The 14,756-nt window shown below is 65.9% G+C and carries 14 protein-coding genes; 7 read left to right on the plus strand and 7 right to left on the minus strand.

Annotated elements, in window-relative coordinates; translation table 11 throughout:
* Positions 1-81: 81 nt before the first annotated feature.
* A complete protein-coding gene (locus tag NOF55_RS01620) occupies positions 82-969 on the minus strand; it encodes a ribokinase (protein ID WP_306409566.1) in 888 nt (295 codons plus the stop codon).
* A 288-nt stretch (positions 970-1,257) separates the two neighbouring features.
* On the opposite strand from NOF55_RS01620, the gene NOF55_RS01625 reads away from it, so the two are divergent.
* The 4 genes from NOF55_RS01625 to truA all read left to right on the plus strand — a co-directional run bounded on the left by NOF55_RS01625 (position 1,258) and on the right by truA (position 5,096).
* The gene (locus NOF55_RS01625) at positions 1,258-2,772 is read left to right on the plus strand and encodes a globin-coupled sensor protein (protein ID WP_306409567.1); all 1,515 of its coding nucleotides are present in this window, start codon (positions 1,258-1,260) and stop codon (positions 2,770-2,772) included.
* 83 nt (positions 2,773-2,855) lie between these two features.
* Positions 2,856-3,368, plus strand: coding sequence for a peptide deformylase (gene def, locus NOF55_RS01630; RefSeq protein ID WP_306409568.1), 513 nt, complete (start codon positions 2,856-2,858; stop codon positions 3,366-3,368).
* Positions 3,369-3,408: 40 nt separating this feature from the next.
* The gene (gene fmt, locus NOF55_RS01635) at positions 3,409-4,347 is read left to right on the plus strand and encodes a methionyl-tRNA formyltransferase (protein WP_306409569.1); all 939 of its coding nucleotides are present in this window, start codon (positions 3,409-3,411) and stop codon (positions 4,345-4,347) included.
* Positions 4,347-5,096, plus strand: coding sequence for a tRNA pseudouridine(38-40) synthase TruA (truA, locus tag NOF55_RS01640; protein ID WP_306409570.1), 750 nt, complete (start codon positions 4,347-4,349; stop codon positions 5,094-5,096). The genes fmt and truA overlap by 1 nt, the downstream gene beginning before the upstream one ends.
* A 6-nt stretch (positions 5,097-5,102) precedes the next feature.
* Here the strand turns inward: truA and NOF55_RS01645 are convergent, their stop codons facing one another.
* The 3 genes from NOF55_RS01645 to dapD are packed head-to-tail and all read right to left on the minus strand — an operon-like array spanning position 5,103 to position 7,786.
* Positions 5,103-5,699 (minus strand): hypothetical protein, encoded by a 597-nt coding sequence (locus NOF55_RS01645; protein WP_306409571.1) that lies wholly within the window; start codon positions 5,697-5,699, stop codon positions 5,103-5,105.
* Positions 5,686-6,879 carry a succinyl-diaminopimelate desuccinylase gene (dapE, locus tag NOF55_RS01650; protein WP_306409572.1) on the minus strand — a complete coding sequence of 398 codons (1,194 nt, stop codon included), beginning with the start codon at positions 6,877-6,879 and terminating at the stop codon, positions 5,686-5,688. The genes NOF55_RS01645 and dapE overlap by 14 nt, the downstream gene beginning before the upstream one ends.
* Positions 6,880-6,934: 55 nt before the next feature.
* Positions 6,935-7,786 (minus strand): 2,3,4,5-tetrahydropyridine-2,6-dicarboxylate N-succinyltransferase, encoded by an 852-nt coding sequence (gene dapD / locus NOF55_RS01655; RefSeq protein ID WP_306409573.1) that lies wholly within the window; start codon positions 7,784-7,786, stop codon positions 6,935-6,937.
* A gap of 222 nt (positions 7,787-8,008) precedes the next feature.
* Between dapD and NOF55_RS01660 the strand changes: the two genes are divergently transcribed.
* Positions 8,009-8,881 carry an LOG family protein gene (locus NOF55_RS01660; protein ID WP_306409574.1) on the plus strand — a complete coding sequence of 291 codons (873 nt, stop codon included), beginning with the start codon at positions 8,009-8,011 and terminating at the stop codon, positions 8,879-8,881.
* 149 nt (positions 8,882-9,030) lie between these two features.
* Here the strand turns inward: NOF55_RS01660 and NOF55_RS01665 are convergent, their stop codons facing one another.
* Positions 9,031-9,747, minus strand: coding sequence for a hypothetical protein (locus NOF55_RS01665; RefSeq protein ID WP_306409575.1), 717 nt, complete (start codon positions 9,745-9,747; stop codon positions 9,031-9,033).
* Positions 9,748-9,846: 99 nt separating this feature from the next.
* Entirely contained in the window at positions 9,847-10,560 is a 714-nt protein-coding gene (locus NOF55_RS01670; RefSeq protein ID WP_306409576.1) for a pyrimidine 5'-nucleotidase, read from the minus strand.
* Positions 10,561-10,660: 100 nt separating this feature from the next.
* Here NOF55_RS01670 and NOF55_RS01675 point away from each other — a divergent pair, with 100 nt between their 5' ends.
* Positions 10,661-11,563 (plus strand): EamA family transporter, encoded by a 903-nt coding sequence (locus NOF55_RS01675; RefSeq protein WP_306409577.1) that lies wholly within the window; start codon positions 10,661-10,663, stop codon positions 11,561-11,563.
* Positions 11,564-11,679: 116 nt separating this feature from the next.
* Positions 11,680-13,059 carry a hypotaurine--pyruvate aminotransferase Tpa gene (gene tpa, locus NOF55_RS01680; protein ID WP_306409578.1) on the plus strand — a complete coding sequence of 460 codons (1,380 nt, stop codon included), beginning with the start codon at positions 11,680-11,682 and terminating at the stop codon, positions 13,057-13,059.
* 103 nt (positions 13,060-13,162) lie between these two features.
* On the opposite strand, the gene NOF55_RS01685 is transcribed toward tpa, so the two are convergent.
* On the minus strand, positions 13,163-14,755 hold the full coding sequence (locus tag NOF55_RS01685; RefSeq protein WP_306409579.1) for an IclR family transcriptional regulator: 1,593 nt from the start codon (positions 14,753-14,755) through the stop codon (positions 13,163-13,165).
* Between the last annotated feature and the right edge of the window lies 1 nt (position 14,756).

The following is a 14,756-nucleotide window of genomic DNA, read 5'->3' on the forward strand; positions in this document are numbered from 1 at the left end:
GTGTAAAATACAAATTAAAATGTTAATCGCATGTAAAAGGCGGCCATTGCGAGTGACAGGGCCTTGTCGGATCGCCGCGGCTCAGAGTGCGGCGTCCACCGCCTCCGCCAGCGGGATCGAGGGCTGTGCGCCATGCGCGAGGCAGGCGAGCGAGCCGGCGACCGCCGCACGGCGCAGGGATTTCTCCAGGCTGAGGCCCGCATCGAGACTGGCCGCCAGATAGCCCGAAAACGTGTCGCCGGCGCCGACGGTGTCGACGGGCCGTATCGCCAGACCCTCTGCGCGCCGGACAGCACCACCGCTCGCCGCGACGACGCCGTCGGCGCCGAGTGTCACGACGACCGTCTGCCCTGTCCGGGCATGCAGGGTCGCAAGCGCGGCCTCGCTGTAGGCGTCGATGCCGGCGAGAAGCGCGAATTCCGTTTCGTTGGCGATCACGATATCCGCAAGGGCGGCGAGCCGCACCGCGTCGTCGGTCAGGGGCGCGACGTTGAGAAGGGAGACGAGCCCCTTCTTTCGCGCGAGAACGAGCGCCTTTTCGACGACCGCTGCCGGCACTTCCAGTTGCAGCATCAGGATATCGCCTTCGCTCGCCCCCTCTATCGTGGCGACGGCATCGTCCTCGGTCAGCACGCCGTTGGCGCCGGGCACGACGACGATGGTGTTCTCGCCGTCCGCCGAAACCGTGATGAGCGCCGTTCCGGTGGGCTGCTCCGTCTGCCGCACGCCGGAAAGATCGACGCCGGCCTCGGCCAGGAACGCAAGCGCCGGGGCGGCGAACTCGTCCCGTCCGGTCGCGCCTGTCAGGGCGACGGACCGTCCCGCGCGCCGCGCCGCCAGTGCCTGATTGGCGCCCTTGCCGCCGGCGGACATGGAAAAGGCCGTGCCGCCGACCGTCTCGCCCGGCTGCGGCAGCCGCACGGCATTCGCAATCAGGTCGATATTGATGGAGCCAAGCACCTTGATCACGCCGTTTCCTCCTCGATCTGGCCGGTTGCGACAGTGGAGAAATCCATTCCGCGTGTCAAATCCACGGGAAGTTCTGGGGGGTGAATTCTGGTCATGCCGGATTAAGGCCCGATATACCTAATTCCTTGAGTTCTAATAATGGATTCAAAATTCTAAAACGGTACTAGGCAACCTATAGCCGACGGTTTCCAGCGGATTGCGTCTGAAAGACGCCGGCCGGCCTTCCCGCATTTAAGATAATGAATTGCTTTTGATCACGATAGGGAATGGGACGGGTGGGGGTTGCAGATGGCCGATGATGTGGAAAAGACGCTGAGAGAGCGTCTCGAGTTTGTGGAGATCGACGAGAAGACCCGTCGCACCTTGAGGGAGATACAGCCGGCCATTCGCGAAAGCCTCGGCGGCACGCTCGATTACTTCTACGACAAGATCGCCCGGGTTCCGGCCCTTGGCGGATTTTTCCGCGACAAGGGCCATATGAACGGCGCCAAGGGGTTGCAGGAAAAGCACTGGGAGCGGCTTTCCGGCGGTCAGCTGGATGCGGATTACGTCCGCAGCGTCACCATGATCGGCAGGACCCATGCGCGCATCGGGCTCGAGCCGCAATGGTATATCGGCTCCTACTCGCTGGTCGTCGCCGGCCTGGTTCACGCGGTGCTGGACAAGCACTGGCCCTTCTTCTTCGGCAAGCGGCATGCGAAGCGTCTGGCGGACAAGATCGTGGCCATCGTCAAGGTCTCGAACCTCGACATGGATTACGCGATCTCGACCTATCTCGAGGCGCTGGAAAACCAGCGGCAGGCGATGGAGTCCGAGCGGCTCAGGTTCGAGGCCGATCAGAAGATCGCGCTCGAGCATCTGCGCGCCGGGCTGGCGGCGCTGGCCCAGGGCGATTTCGAAACGGAAATGACGACGGACCTGCCCGACAACTACAAGGAGATGGCGGCGAACTACAATGCGACGCTTGTGGGGCTGCGGCGCTCCTTCGGCGGCGTGCGCGAGTCGTCCCGGGAAATCCTGGCGCGGACCGAGGCCATCGCCTCGGCTGCCGACGACCTTGCCATGCGCACCGCGCAGCAGGCCGCCGGCGTGGAGGAAAGCTCGGCGGCACTTCAGCAGCTTTCCGTCAGCGTCGGCCAGACCGCGGCCAGCGCGGAGCAGGCCTTCAAGGTCGTGCGCGATACCCAGACCGCCGCGAGAACCTCGGGTGAGGTCGTGACCAAGGCCGTCTCGGCGATGGCCGGGATCGAGCGTTCGTCTTCCGAAGTCTACAAGATCATCGGCGTGATCGACGATATCGCCTTCCAGACCAATCTTCTGGCACTCAATGCCGGCGTCGAGGCGGCCCGCGCTGGCGATGCGGGCAAGGGCTTCGCCGTCGTCGCGCAGGAGGTGCGCCAGCTTGCGCAACGTTCGGCAGATGCCGCCAAGGAGATCAAGGCCCTGATCGAGCAAAGCTCCAATCAGGTACAGGAAGGCGTCGCGCTGGTCAGCAACACCGGCGAGGCGCTGAGCGGCATGATCGATCGCATCGATTCGATCAACCGCATCGTCACCGGCATCGCCTCGGCGGCGCGCGACCAGGCCACGGGCGTGGGCGAGGTCAATGTGGCGATCCACAACATGGACGAGATCACCCAGCAGAATGCCGCGATGGTGGAAAAGACCTCCGGCGAAACCGCCGGCCTGCGCGAGCAGCTCGATCTGCTCGTGACGACGCTCGACGGTTTCAGGACCCGGGGAAGCGCCCACGGGCAGATCGTTTCGGCCTATCCCGGCGACGACTGGCGCGAAGCGGCTTGAACAGCCGGCCGGGCATCAAAAATATCGCCTCGCGGCGCAAGCGGATTATTCCATCGCCGGGCAAGATGCGCTAAGGGAGCCTTATGACGATCAAGCCCCTTATCATTTTGCCGGACCCCTTGCTGCGCGAGGTTTCCAGGCCCGTCGAGCGTGTCGATTCGGAGACCCGGACGCTGGCCGACGACATGCTGGACACCATGTACGATGCGCCCGGCATCGGCCTTGCCGCGATTCAGATCGGTGTGCCACGCCGGCTTCTGGTGATCGACATCGCCCGGGAAGGCGAGGACAAGCAGCCGCTCGTCGTCATCAATCCGGAAATCGTCGCCTCGTCCGACACGCGCTCGGTCTACGAGGAAGGCTGCCTTTCGATTCCCGACTACTATGCCGAGGTGGAGCGCCCCTCCGAAGTGACCGTGCGCTTCCTCGACCGTGAGGGCCGGGAGCAGATGTTGCAGGCCGACGGGCTTCTCGCCACCTGTCTCCAGCACGAGATCGACCATCTGGATGGCGTTCTGTTCATCGATCATATTTCGCGCCTGAAACGGGACATGGTGATCCGCAAGTTCACCAAGGCCGCCAAGGCCAAGGTCTGAGGGGAGCGACGCTCTCATTCTCAAACGGGAGGAGGCCGTCATGACGCTCCGCATCGTCTTCATGGGCACGCCGGACTTCTCGGTGCCGGTTCTGGAAGGGCTGGCCAGGGCCGGCCACGAGATCGTCGCGGTCTATACGCAGCCGCCGCGCCCGGGCGGACGCCGCGGTCTCGAACCCGTGCCCTCGCCGGTGCATCGCACCGCCGACGCGCTCGGGCTTCCCGTTCTCACGCCGGTGAACTTCAAGGCGCAGGAAGACGGCGAACGCTTCCGCGCCTTCGGTGCCGATGTGGCGGTGGTCGTCGCCTATGGCCTGCTGCTGCCCGAGGCGATCCTGACCGGAACGAGGCTCGGCTGCTATAACGGACACGCATCCCTGCTGCCGCGCTGGCGCGGCGCCGCCCCCATCCAGCGCGCCATCATGGCCGGCGACAGGAAGACCGGCATGATGGTGATGAAGATGGACAAGGGGCTGGACACCGGCCCCGTGGCCCTGACCCGCGAGATCGCCATCGGCCCGGACATGACGGCCGGCGAGCTGCACGACGCCCTTTCGCCGCTCGCCGCCTCGGCCATGATCGAGGCTATGGAAAGGCTGGAGGCCGGCGACCTGCCGTTGACACCGCAGCCGGAGGAGGGGGTTCTCTACGCCGCCAAGATTTCGAAGGAGGAAACCCGTGTCGAATTCTCCAAGCCGGCGGCCGATGTCCACAATCACATTCGCGGCCTTGCGCCGGTGCCGGGCGCCTGGTTCGAACTGACGGTCAACGGCCGGCCGGAGCGCGTGAAGATACTGGGGTCGACGATCGGTGACGGGAACGGCCAAGCCGGCGAGGTTCTGGACGGACTTCCGCTGACGGTTGCCTGCGGCGAGGGCGCGGTGCGGCTGACGACGCTCCAGAAGGCGGGCGGCAAGCCGCTTGCCGCCGTGGATTTCCTGCGCGGCACGCCGGTTCCCGCCGGAACGAGGCTTGCCTGATGCCGCGTTACCGCATGACGGTCGAATATGACGGCACGACCTATGTCGGCTGGCAGCGGCAGGAGAACGGCCATTCCGTGCAGAGCGCGCTCGAGGGCGCGCTCCTGTCGCTGACGGGCGAAGCCGTGACGATCCGCGGCGCCGGCCGCACCGATTCCGGCGTGCATGCGCTGGGGCAGGTCATCCATGCCGATCTGTCGCGGGAATGGGCGGAATACAAGCTGCGCAACGCGCTGAACGCGCATCTGGCGCTCGCCGGGGAGCGCGTCTCCGTCCTCGACGCGAAGGCGGTCGGCCCGGAATTCGACGCGCGTTTTTCCGCCCTGCGCCGCCACTATCTCTACCGCATCGTCAACCGTCCGGCCCGCCTGGCGCTGGAGGCGAACCGCGCCTGGTGGGTGCCCCGGCCGCTGGATCACGAGGCCATGCATGCCGCGGCGCAACGCCTGGTCGGCAAGCACGATTTTTCCACCTTCCGCTCCGCCCATTGTCAGGCGAACAGCCCGGTCAGAACGCTCGACCGGCTGGACGTGACGCGAAACGGCGATGTCGTGGAGATCCGTGCCACCGCCCAGAGTTTCCTGCACAACCAGATCCGCTCCTTCGCCGGAACGCTGAAGCTCGCCGGCGACGGCAAGATGACGCCCGACGACGTGCAGACGGCGCTGGAAGCCCGCGACCGTAAATATTGCGGGCCGGTCGCGCCGCCCGACGGGCTCTATTTCATGCAGGTCGATTACGCCGGCTGACTGCACTCAGACCGGGAAGATGCCGAGAAAGCGCTGCAACCAGTCGGCCAGCAGCAGCGGCGGCACGAGCAGCAGCATGGTCAGCGTTCCCGCCATCAGGTTCTGCTTTTCGCAGACGAGGTAGAGGATGCGGAACAGCATCGTGACCAGGGCGAACACCAGCGCCAGCCACAGCAGCGAGATGATCGGCGCGGCGCCGGGAAGCAGTACGAGCAGGATCACAAGCACCGTATAGGCATAGGCGAAAGGCACGGACAGCCAGTTGTTGACGACGACCGCCGCCGGAAAGAACTTTTCCGCCTTCAGCGCGAAGAGCAGGATGCCGGCGACGACGATGGGGAATATCCAGCCGGCGGCTTCCACCATCGCAAGCCGCAGATAGAAGGTCGATCCCGGGCGGAAGCCTTCCGGCATGCCGTCGAGGAACAGCGCCCGCCGCCACAGCCACGAAACCAGGATGGCCGGGAAGGTCCAGACGATCGCCCAGAAGGACCGAACCATGCCGCGGTCCGTCAGGTCGAGCTGGCGGAACCCCTGCGGATCGTGCATGGCCAGCAGCATGAGGCCGCGCAGATAGAATCGGACTTCCTCAAGCCTCGGCATGCCGGAACCAGCTTTCGATGAAGGTCTGGTAGATTTCGGTCAGCTTCTCCAGATCGGAAATGGCCACGCGCTCGTCCACCTTGTGCATCGTCTGGCCGACCAGGCCGAATTCCACGACCGGGCAGTAGTCCTTGATGAAGCGCGCATCCGACGTGCCGCCGGTCGTGGAGAGCGACGGTTCCTGTCCGGTGACGGCGGCGATGGCTTCCGACAGAGAGGAGATCAGTGCCTCGTCGCGGGTCAGGAACACCTGTCCGACCCGTTCGGGCCAGACGATGGTGTAGTCGACCGGCGGACGGCCGGGGCGCAGCGGACCGGATGCGGCCGCGATGTCGAGGCGCCGCCGGATTTCCGCCTTCAGCGTTTCCTCGTTCCAGACGTTGCTGAAGCGGATGTTGAAAGCGGCGCTCGCCCGTGCGGGAATGACGTTCACGGCCGTGTTGCCGGTGTCGATGGAGGTCACTTCGAGGTTCGAGGGCGGGAAAAGATCCGTGCCGTGGTCGAAGGGCGGGTCCATCAGCGCATGGGTGAGCTGCAACAGGCCGCGCAGCGGATTGTCGGCCAGATGCGGGTAGGCTACATGCCCCTGCACGCCCTGGACGGTGATGCGCCCGGACAGGGAGCCGCGGCGGCCGACCTTGATCATATCGCCGAGCTGGTCCGGGTTGGTCGGTTCGCCGACGAGGCAGGCGTTCCAGCGCTCGCCGCGTTCCTCCGCCCATTTCAGCAGTTTCTCGGTGCCGTTGATCGAAGGGCCTTCCTCGTCGCCGGTGATCAGGAAGGAGAGGGAGCCCCTCGGAGCGCCGTGCCTTGCGATGGAGCGCGCGACCGCCGCCACGAAGCAGGCGATGCCGCCCTTCATGTCGACCGCGCCGCGGCCGTAAAGGTCGCCGCCGTCGAGCGTCGCCGCAAAGGGCGGATGCTTCCATGCCGCCGCGTCGCCGGGCGGCACGACGTCGGTGTGGCCGGCGAACATCAGGTGCGGCCCCTCCGTGCCGAGGCGGGCGTAGAGGTTCTCGACGTCCGGCGTGCCCTCCTCGCGCGCCACCATCCGCTCCACCGCAAAGCCGAGCGGCGCAAGCATCGCTTCCAGCGCCGACAGGGCGCCGCCTTCGTCGGGCGTCACCGAAGGGCAGCGGATCAATGTCTGGAGATTGGCAACGGGATCGGTCGCGGTCATGGTGGGCGTTTCCGGAAGAGAAAACCGGCCGGATCGCTCCGGCCGGCCGGGACAATCAGTCGCGCAGCAGTTCGTTGATGCCGGTCTTGGCGCGGGTCTTCTCGTCGACGCGCTTGACGATCACGGCGCAGTAGAGGCCGGGACCCGGCTCGCCGTTCGGGAACGGCTTGCCCGGCAGCGTGCCGGAAACGACGACGGAATAGGGCGGCACCTCACCATAGGTGATTTCGCCGGTGGCGCGGTCGACGATCCTGGTGGACTTGCCGATATAGACGCCCATGCCGAGCACGGAGCCTTCGCGGATGATGCAGCCCTCGACGACTTCCGAGCGGGCGCCGATGAAGCAATTGTCCTCGATGATGGTCGGGCCGGCCTGCATCGGCTCCAGCACGCCGCCGATGCCGACGCCGCCGGAGAGATGGACGTTCCTGCCGATCTGGGCGCAGGAGCCGACGGTCGCCCAGGTGTCGACCATCGTGCCCTCGTCGACATAGGCGCCGAGATTGACGAAGGACGGCATCAGCACGACGTTCCGGGCGATGTAGGCGGAGCGGCGCACGACGGCGTTCGGCACGGCGCGGAAGCCGGCGGCGCGATACTGGTTCTCGCCCCAGTTCTCGAACTTGGAAGGCACCTTGTCCCACCAGGTCGCAGCACCGGGACCGCCCCTGACCACTTCCATGTCGTTCAGGCGGAAGGAGAGCAGAACCGCTTTCTTCAGCCACTGGTGAACGGTCCAGGCGCCATCGGCGCCGCGCGAGGCGACGCGGGCCTTGCCGCTGTCCAGAAGCTCGAGCGAAGCCTCGACGGCGTCGCGGATTTCGCCTTTGGTGCCGGTGTTCACCGCGTCGCGGTCGTCAAAAGCGGCTTCGATGATCTTTTCGAGGGAGGCGAGATCCGTAGTCATGGCTTTCCTTAAATATTCTCTGGCTATCATCTGGGGGTCGGTCTATCTCAGGATGCGATTGGTCTAAGGGAGAGCCGGGCAGGCGTCAATGCGGTTGTCCCGGTCGCGCGTGTTCCGCACCGCTCGTGAGACAGGCGGCCGGACACGGCACACGTGATTTGCGCATCGCCCGCCGGGTCCGTCCGGGGCCGGCGGGGCGCGCTGTTTGAACGAGAGGAAAGCATGGCGAAAAACGACAAGGCGGTCGAGCGTAAACCGGGCCGCCGGTGGGATCCGTTGCAGAGCAGTTCGAGCGACAAGCGTCGCGCCGAGGACGTGCCGAAGACACCGCAGACGCTGTCGCCCGCCTATCGCCTCGCCTATGCCGATACCGATTTCCTGCTGCGCCCGGAATTGCAGCCGGTCCGCCTTCAACTGGAACTGATGAAGGTGGACATGGCGCTGGCCGAAATGAATATCCGCTCCACCATCGTGATCTTCGGCGGGGCGCGCATTCCCGCGCCCGGCGCCGAGGCCTGGGCGGCGCGCAATCCGGTGCAGCGCGCCAATCTGGAGGGTGCGTCGCGTTATTACGAGGAGGCCCGCAAGTTCGCGCAGCTCTGCTCCGATCATGCGCGCCGGTCGGATTTCGAGGAATTCGTCGTCGTCACCGGCGGCGGGCCGGGCGTGATGGAAGCCGGCAACAAGGGCGCCGCGGATGCCGGCGCGCCGACCATCGGCCTCAATATCGTTTTGCCGCACGAACAGGCACCGAACCATTTCGTGACGCCCGAACTGTCCTTCAACTTCCACTATTTCGCCATCCGCAAGATGCACTTCCTGAAGAGGGCGAAGGCGATCACGGTCTTCCCCGGCGGTTTCGGCACGCTGGACGAACTGTTCGAAACGCTGACCCTGATCCAGACCGGGCGCATGGCGCCGGTGCCGCTGATCCTGTTCGGCGAGGCCTTCTGGCGCCGGATCATCGATTTCGAGGCGCTGTCCGAGTTCGGCACCATCGCGCCGGAGGACATCGAACTCGTCAATTTCGCGGAGACGGCCGAGGACGGCTGGCGGATCATCCAGGATTTCTACGGGATGTCCGGCGAAGCGTGAAACGGGGAGTGCCCGCCCCGCTGGGTAGGGGGCGGGCGGCGGAACGGACACTCCCGACGCGCCGCAACCGGGGCAAGGCTGCGGCGCGGAAGGCCGGGGAGCGCTGAAGCGCACTCTCCGGCCCGATGCATGGGATCAGCGCCTGAAGGTCAGGGGAACGGACGATCCGGCAGGTCGTCGATGGACATCACGCCGTCCTTGTTCACGTCCAGACGGGCGAAGATCTTGTCGCCGAAGGCCTTGGCTTCCTCGCGGCTGACCTGGCCGTTCTCATCGGTGTCGGCATGGCGCAGCGGCAGCGAGGCGCGCAACGGGCGGGCTTCGCGATCGCCCCGGTCCCGGCCGAACCAGCCGCGGCCTTCGCCGCGCGGCCCGTCGCCCCGCGGTCCTTCCGCACGCGGGCCTTCCCCACGCGGCCCGTCGCCGCGTTCGGCATGCCGTTCACCGCGCGGGCGCTCACGGTCCGGGCGGGCATCGTTCTGTGCCTGTTCCTGATCGTCGGCATCGTTTGCCTGCGCGCGCTCCGGGGGCGGGTTGTTCTTGCGGAACTCTTCCATGCGTGCCTGGGTATAGTTGCGGAACTCGCCGGGCGTCACGGCGCCGTCCTTGTCGCCATCGATCTCGTCGAAGATCTTCAGGAAGGCGGCGTCGGCTTCTTCCTTCGTCACTTTGCCGTCCTTGTCGGCGTCGGCGAGCTTCAGCATGTGGATGAAGGCCGCATCGGAGCGCATGTCGCCCCGCGGGCCTGCCTGATGCGCATGGCCGCGTTTTCCGCCGCGCTCGCCATCCCAGGGAGCTGCGTGAGCGATGCCGCCGGCCAGCAGGGCGCTACCTACGGCTACAATGGCGATCTTCTTGAGATTCATGTCTTTTCCTCTCGGTTGTTGATGAGAGGAAGATAGGCCGGGCAATTGCAGGCCACCACTTAAATGCCTGTAATGTGAATGAAATTTTGGTAAGCTTGCTTACAGCCGGCCGATGACGGAGCGCAGGAAGCGTTCCAGGTCCTCCGTCATGTAGTCGATGTGGTCGTCGGCGTCGCTCACCTGTTCCCAGCGGTCGAGCACGGCGTCGCCCAGATTGTTGGGCACGATCAGCACGGTGCGCATGCCGCGTTCCTTGGGCGCCTTGAGGTTGCGCGGCAGGTCCTCGAACATGGCGGCCCGGCTTGTGTCGACCCGGTTCAGCGCCGCGAACTTGTCGTAGGTCTCTCCCGCCGGCTTCGGCACGTAACCGGCCGCCACGATGTCGAAAATATCGTCGAAATGGTCGAGGATGCCGAGCGCCCGCGCCGTCGCCTCCGCATGCGGCACGCTGCCGTTGGTGAAGATGAACTTGCGGCCCGGCAGCGCCTTGATGGCCTCGCCCAGTTCGGGGTGCGGCAGCAGCGGCGAATAGTCGATGGCGTGCGCCCGCTCCAGAAAGGCGTTCGGGTCCACGTGGTGGTGGATCATCAGGCCCTGAAGCGTCGTGCCGTGGTCGAGATAATACTGCTTCTGGAGCTTCCTCGCCTCCACGGCATCCACTTGCAGCAGCTCCGAGACGAACCGTGTCATGTTCCGGTCGATCTGCTCGAACAGGTTGATGCGGTGCGGATAGAGCGTGTTGTCGAGATCGAACACCCATTCACGGACATGGGCGAAATCGGCGGCATCGGGCGTTTGGGTGAGCTGCGGCATGGGTGCTTTATGCACCGCCGGCAGCCAAAAGAAAAGACGGAACGGATTCGCGGCCCGCCGGGCTTGGCGGCTGTGTTTTGCCCATGCTACCGCAGCGCCTATGGAAGCCTGGATACCGATCACCATCGCCGCCGCGTTCCTCCAGAACCTGCGGTCGGCCCTTCAGAAGCGCCTGCGGTCGTCGCTGGGAACGCGCGGCGCCAGCTTCGTGCGTTTCGGCTACGGTTTTCCGCTCGCCGTCCTTTATGTCGGCGTGCTGCACGGCGTCGTCGGCTATGCCGTGCCGGACCTGAACCTGCGCTTCGTTTTCTGGGCGGTGATCGGCGGACTGGCGCAGATTTACGCCACCATCCTCTTGGTCCACCTGTTCTCGCTGCGTAATTTTGCGGTCGGAACGGCCTATTCCAAGACCGAGCCGGTTCAGGCAGCGCTGTTCGGCTTCCTGCTGCTGGGGGAGAAACTGACCGCCGGCGCGGTGTTTGCGATCGTCGTCGGCGTGGTCGGCGTCATGCTCATCTCGATGGCCCGGTCGCCGCTGTCGCCGAAAAGCCTGCTGACGGCGCTGGCCAGCCGCACGGCCCTGATCGGCATCGCCTCCGGCGGTATCTTCGGCATTTCGGCCGTTGCCTACCGGAGCGCGGCGCTTGCGCTCGAGGGACCGAACCCGGTCATGCAGGCCGCGACGACGCTCGCCTTCGTCACGGGCTTCCAGACGCTCTACATGCTGGTGTGGATGCTGGCGACGGACCGGGGCGAGATCCTCCGCGTCGCGAAATCGTGGCGTTCCTCGTCGCTGGTCGGCCTGGCCGGCGTGCTCGGCTCGGCGTGCTGGTTCACGGCGATGGCGCTTCAGCCGGTCGCCTATGTCCGCGCGCTCGGGCAGATCGAGCTGGTCTTCACCTTCATGGCCTCTTGGTTCATGTTCAAGGAGCGCCTCAACCTGCGGGAATTGTCCGGCTGCCTGCTCATCGTCGGCGGCATTCTCGGCCTGCTTCTCGCCTGAGCGGCGGCGGTTACTGGGCCAGCGCGCAATTTCGACAGGGCCAGAGGACTTTCCTGCCAGCATTACCGATATATCGTGCTATTTCATGGTCATCCAATGACCTTGAGAGGCCCGCTATGAACAGTGTCGTCAACCCCAACGATATTCGCGGCGTGATCGAAGCCGACCGCGCGCATGTCTGGCACCATCTGAGCCAGCACAAGCAATATGAAACGATTGACCCGCGCGTCTTCGTCGAGGGGCGCGGCATGAAGCTCTGGGATGCCAAGGGCGCCGAGTTCCTCGATGCCGTTTCGGGGGGCGTCTGGACGGTGAATGTCGGCTACGGCCGCGAAAGCATCGCGAACGTCATCCGCGACCAACTCGTCAAGCTGAACTACTGGGCGGGCGCCGGCGGCAACGTGCCGGCCGCGCTGTTTGCCGAAAAGCTTCTGACCAAGATGCCGGGCATGAGCCGCGTCTATTATTCCAACTCCGGTTCGGAAGCGAACGAGAAGGTCTACAAGATGGTGCGCCAGATCGCGCATCGTCACCACGGCGGCAAGAAGTGGAAGATCCTCTATCGCGACCGCGACTATCACGGCACGACCATCGGCACGCTGGCCACATCCGGCCAGGACCAGCGCGCGGCCATGTACGGGCCCTATCCGGACGGTTTCGTGCGGGTGCCGCATTGCCTCGAATACCGCAAGCAGTGGGATGTCGGGAATTACGGCGAACGCGCCGCCGACGCCATCGAGGAGGTGATCCTGCGCGAGGGCGCCGATACGATCGGCGCGATCGTGCTGGAGCCGGTGACGGCCGGCGGCGGCGTCATCGTCCCGCCGAAGGGCTACTGGGAGCGGGTTCAGGAGATCTGCCGCAAATACGAGATCCTGCTGCACATCGACGAGGTCGTTTGCGGCGTCGGCCGCACCGGCACATGGTTCGGCTACCAGAACTACGGGATCGAGCCGGATTTCGTCACGATGGCCAAGGGCGTCGCTTCCGGCTATGCCGCGATTTCCTGCACGGTCACGACCGAGCGGGTGTTCGACCTGTTCAAGGACGCGCCGGACGACACGATGAGCTATTTCCGCGACATCTCCACCTTCGGCGGCTGCACCGCCGGCCCGGCCGCGGCGCTCGAGAACATGCGGATCATCGAGGAGGAAGGCCTGCTCGACAACACCGTCAAGATGGGCGAGCGCCTGATGGACAATCTCGCCGGCCTCATGGAAAGGCATGAGGTGATCGGCGATATCCGCGGCGCGGGCCTGTTCTGCGGAGCCGAACTCGTCTCCGACCGCGCGACGAAGGAGCCGGCGGAGGAGAAGAAGGTTCAGGCCGTCGTCGCTGAGTGCATGGCCCAGGGCGTCATCATCGGTGCGACCAACCGTTCGCTGCCGGGCCTCAACAACACGCTATGCCTCAGCCCGGCCCTGATCGCGACCGCAAACGACATCGACGCGATCACCGGCGCCATCGACACCGCGCTGACGAAGGTCTTCGGTTGACCGGGACGCGCAGGGACCGGCTCCCGTAAGGAGTGCAGTTTTGGGGGTCGCCTTCGGGCGGCCCTTTTTCATGGATGCCGCGCCGGGGCAGGAGACCGGCGGTTCAGCCGGTCAGCAGGCCGCCGCGCGCATGCGAGACGAGCAGCGGCACGACTTCCCTTTCCAGGCGCTCGACGCTCCAGCTTCGGACCGGGGCCGAAACGACGATGGCGCCGCATGGCCGGCCGTGCGGGCCGGGAACGGCGGCGGCGACATTGACCTCGTCGCGGATCGACTGCCGGTCGGTGAAGGCGATGCCGCGCGGGCGGGCCGCAACGATCTCGGCCCGGATCGCCTGCTTGTCGGTCACGGTATGGGGCGTGCCGGGCTCCACCGCGCTGTTGGCCAGGATCGCGTCCATCTCGTCTTCCGGCAGCCAGGAGAGGATCGCCCGCCCGCCCGAGGACGAGACGGCCGGCAGCCTGCGGCCCGGATAGGCGGTGCGGAAGGCGGGCTGCGGGCGGCTCTGGATATGCAGCAGGTGGACGATCTCCGAGCCGTCGAGAATGCAGAAGGAACAGCGCAGCCCGCATTCCTCGCGCAGCCGGACGAGGCGCGGCCAGATCGAGCGGATGAGGCTGCTGCCCATCTGCAAGCGATAGAGCAGGTCGAGAGAGCGGACGGATACGTGGAAGGCACGCTTCCTGTCGTCCCTTTCCAGATAGCCGAGGCCGATCAGCGTGTCGGTGATGCGCTGGACGGTCGGCACTGGAAAGCCGGTCTGCCGCGACAGTTCCGTCAGCGTCATGAGCGGAACGGCCGGATGGAAGAACTGCATGAGGTAAAGGCTCTTGGCCACCGCCGTCACGGCCAGCGGGTCGCCCGCGTCGTCGACGAGTGGCCAGGTGTAGCGTGTGTTCGGTTCGATGTTGGCGGGGTGGACGGCCCGGGTGACGCGCAGTTCGTTGATGCGGGCGACCGTTTCGGCAAGCTGCTCCGCCGCCTTGCGCGCGGCCTCGGCATTGCGCAGGCCGGAAACGGAAATCGCCGCGACGGGCTGGCCGGCCGCATCGCGGAACGCGGCTGCGACGAGATGGCCGCCTTCGCTTTCCTGCGGCGCGTCGGAGGCATGGCCCGCCGCGCGTTCGGCCGACAGGCGCCCGGAGAGCCCCTGTGAGGCGCCGGCATCGGCCGTCGTGGTGTGGATGCTGAGGAAGCGGGCCAGCATGTCCGGCGCCATCGCGGCCAGAAGGGCGCGGCCGGGAGCGGCATCGGCGAGTGCGATGCGGCTGCCCACGGGCGCGAGCGCCAGCGAGGCCGCCGGCGAAGGCACGCGGGCGAGCGTCACCGCCTCGTCGCCATCCAGAAGCCAGAGGTCGCAGCTCAGTCCGGTGCGGGCGTTCAGCTCCACCAGCAGCGGCATCGTAAGGTCGATGAGCTGGTTCGAGGCGAGATAGACATGGGCGGGATAGCCGGCCCGGTGCGCGAGCGAGAAGGTGCCACTGGCCGCATCGCGCTGAAGCCAGCCGGACGTCACAAGCGTGTGAAGCAGCCGCTGGGCGCTGGACCGGTTCATGCCCGTGCGCGATGCTACATCGGCGATCCTGAGTTCCGGAGCGTCCGGACCGAAAAGCTCGAGAATGGCGAAGGCCTTTTCCAGCGCGGCTATGCGAGCCCTGCGATCGGTGGCCTTTGGCGTTTCCGGGATGAAATTCATT

It is taken from the genome of Ectorhizobium quercum (genome assembly GCF_026552795.1).
Lineage (GTDB): Bacteria > Pseudomonadota > Alphaproteobacteria > Rhizobiales > Rhizobiaceae > Ectorhizobium > Ectorhizobium quercum.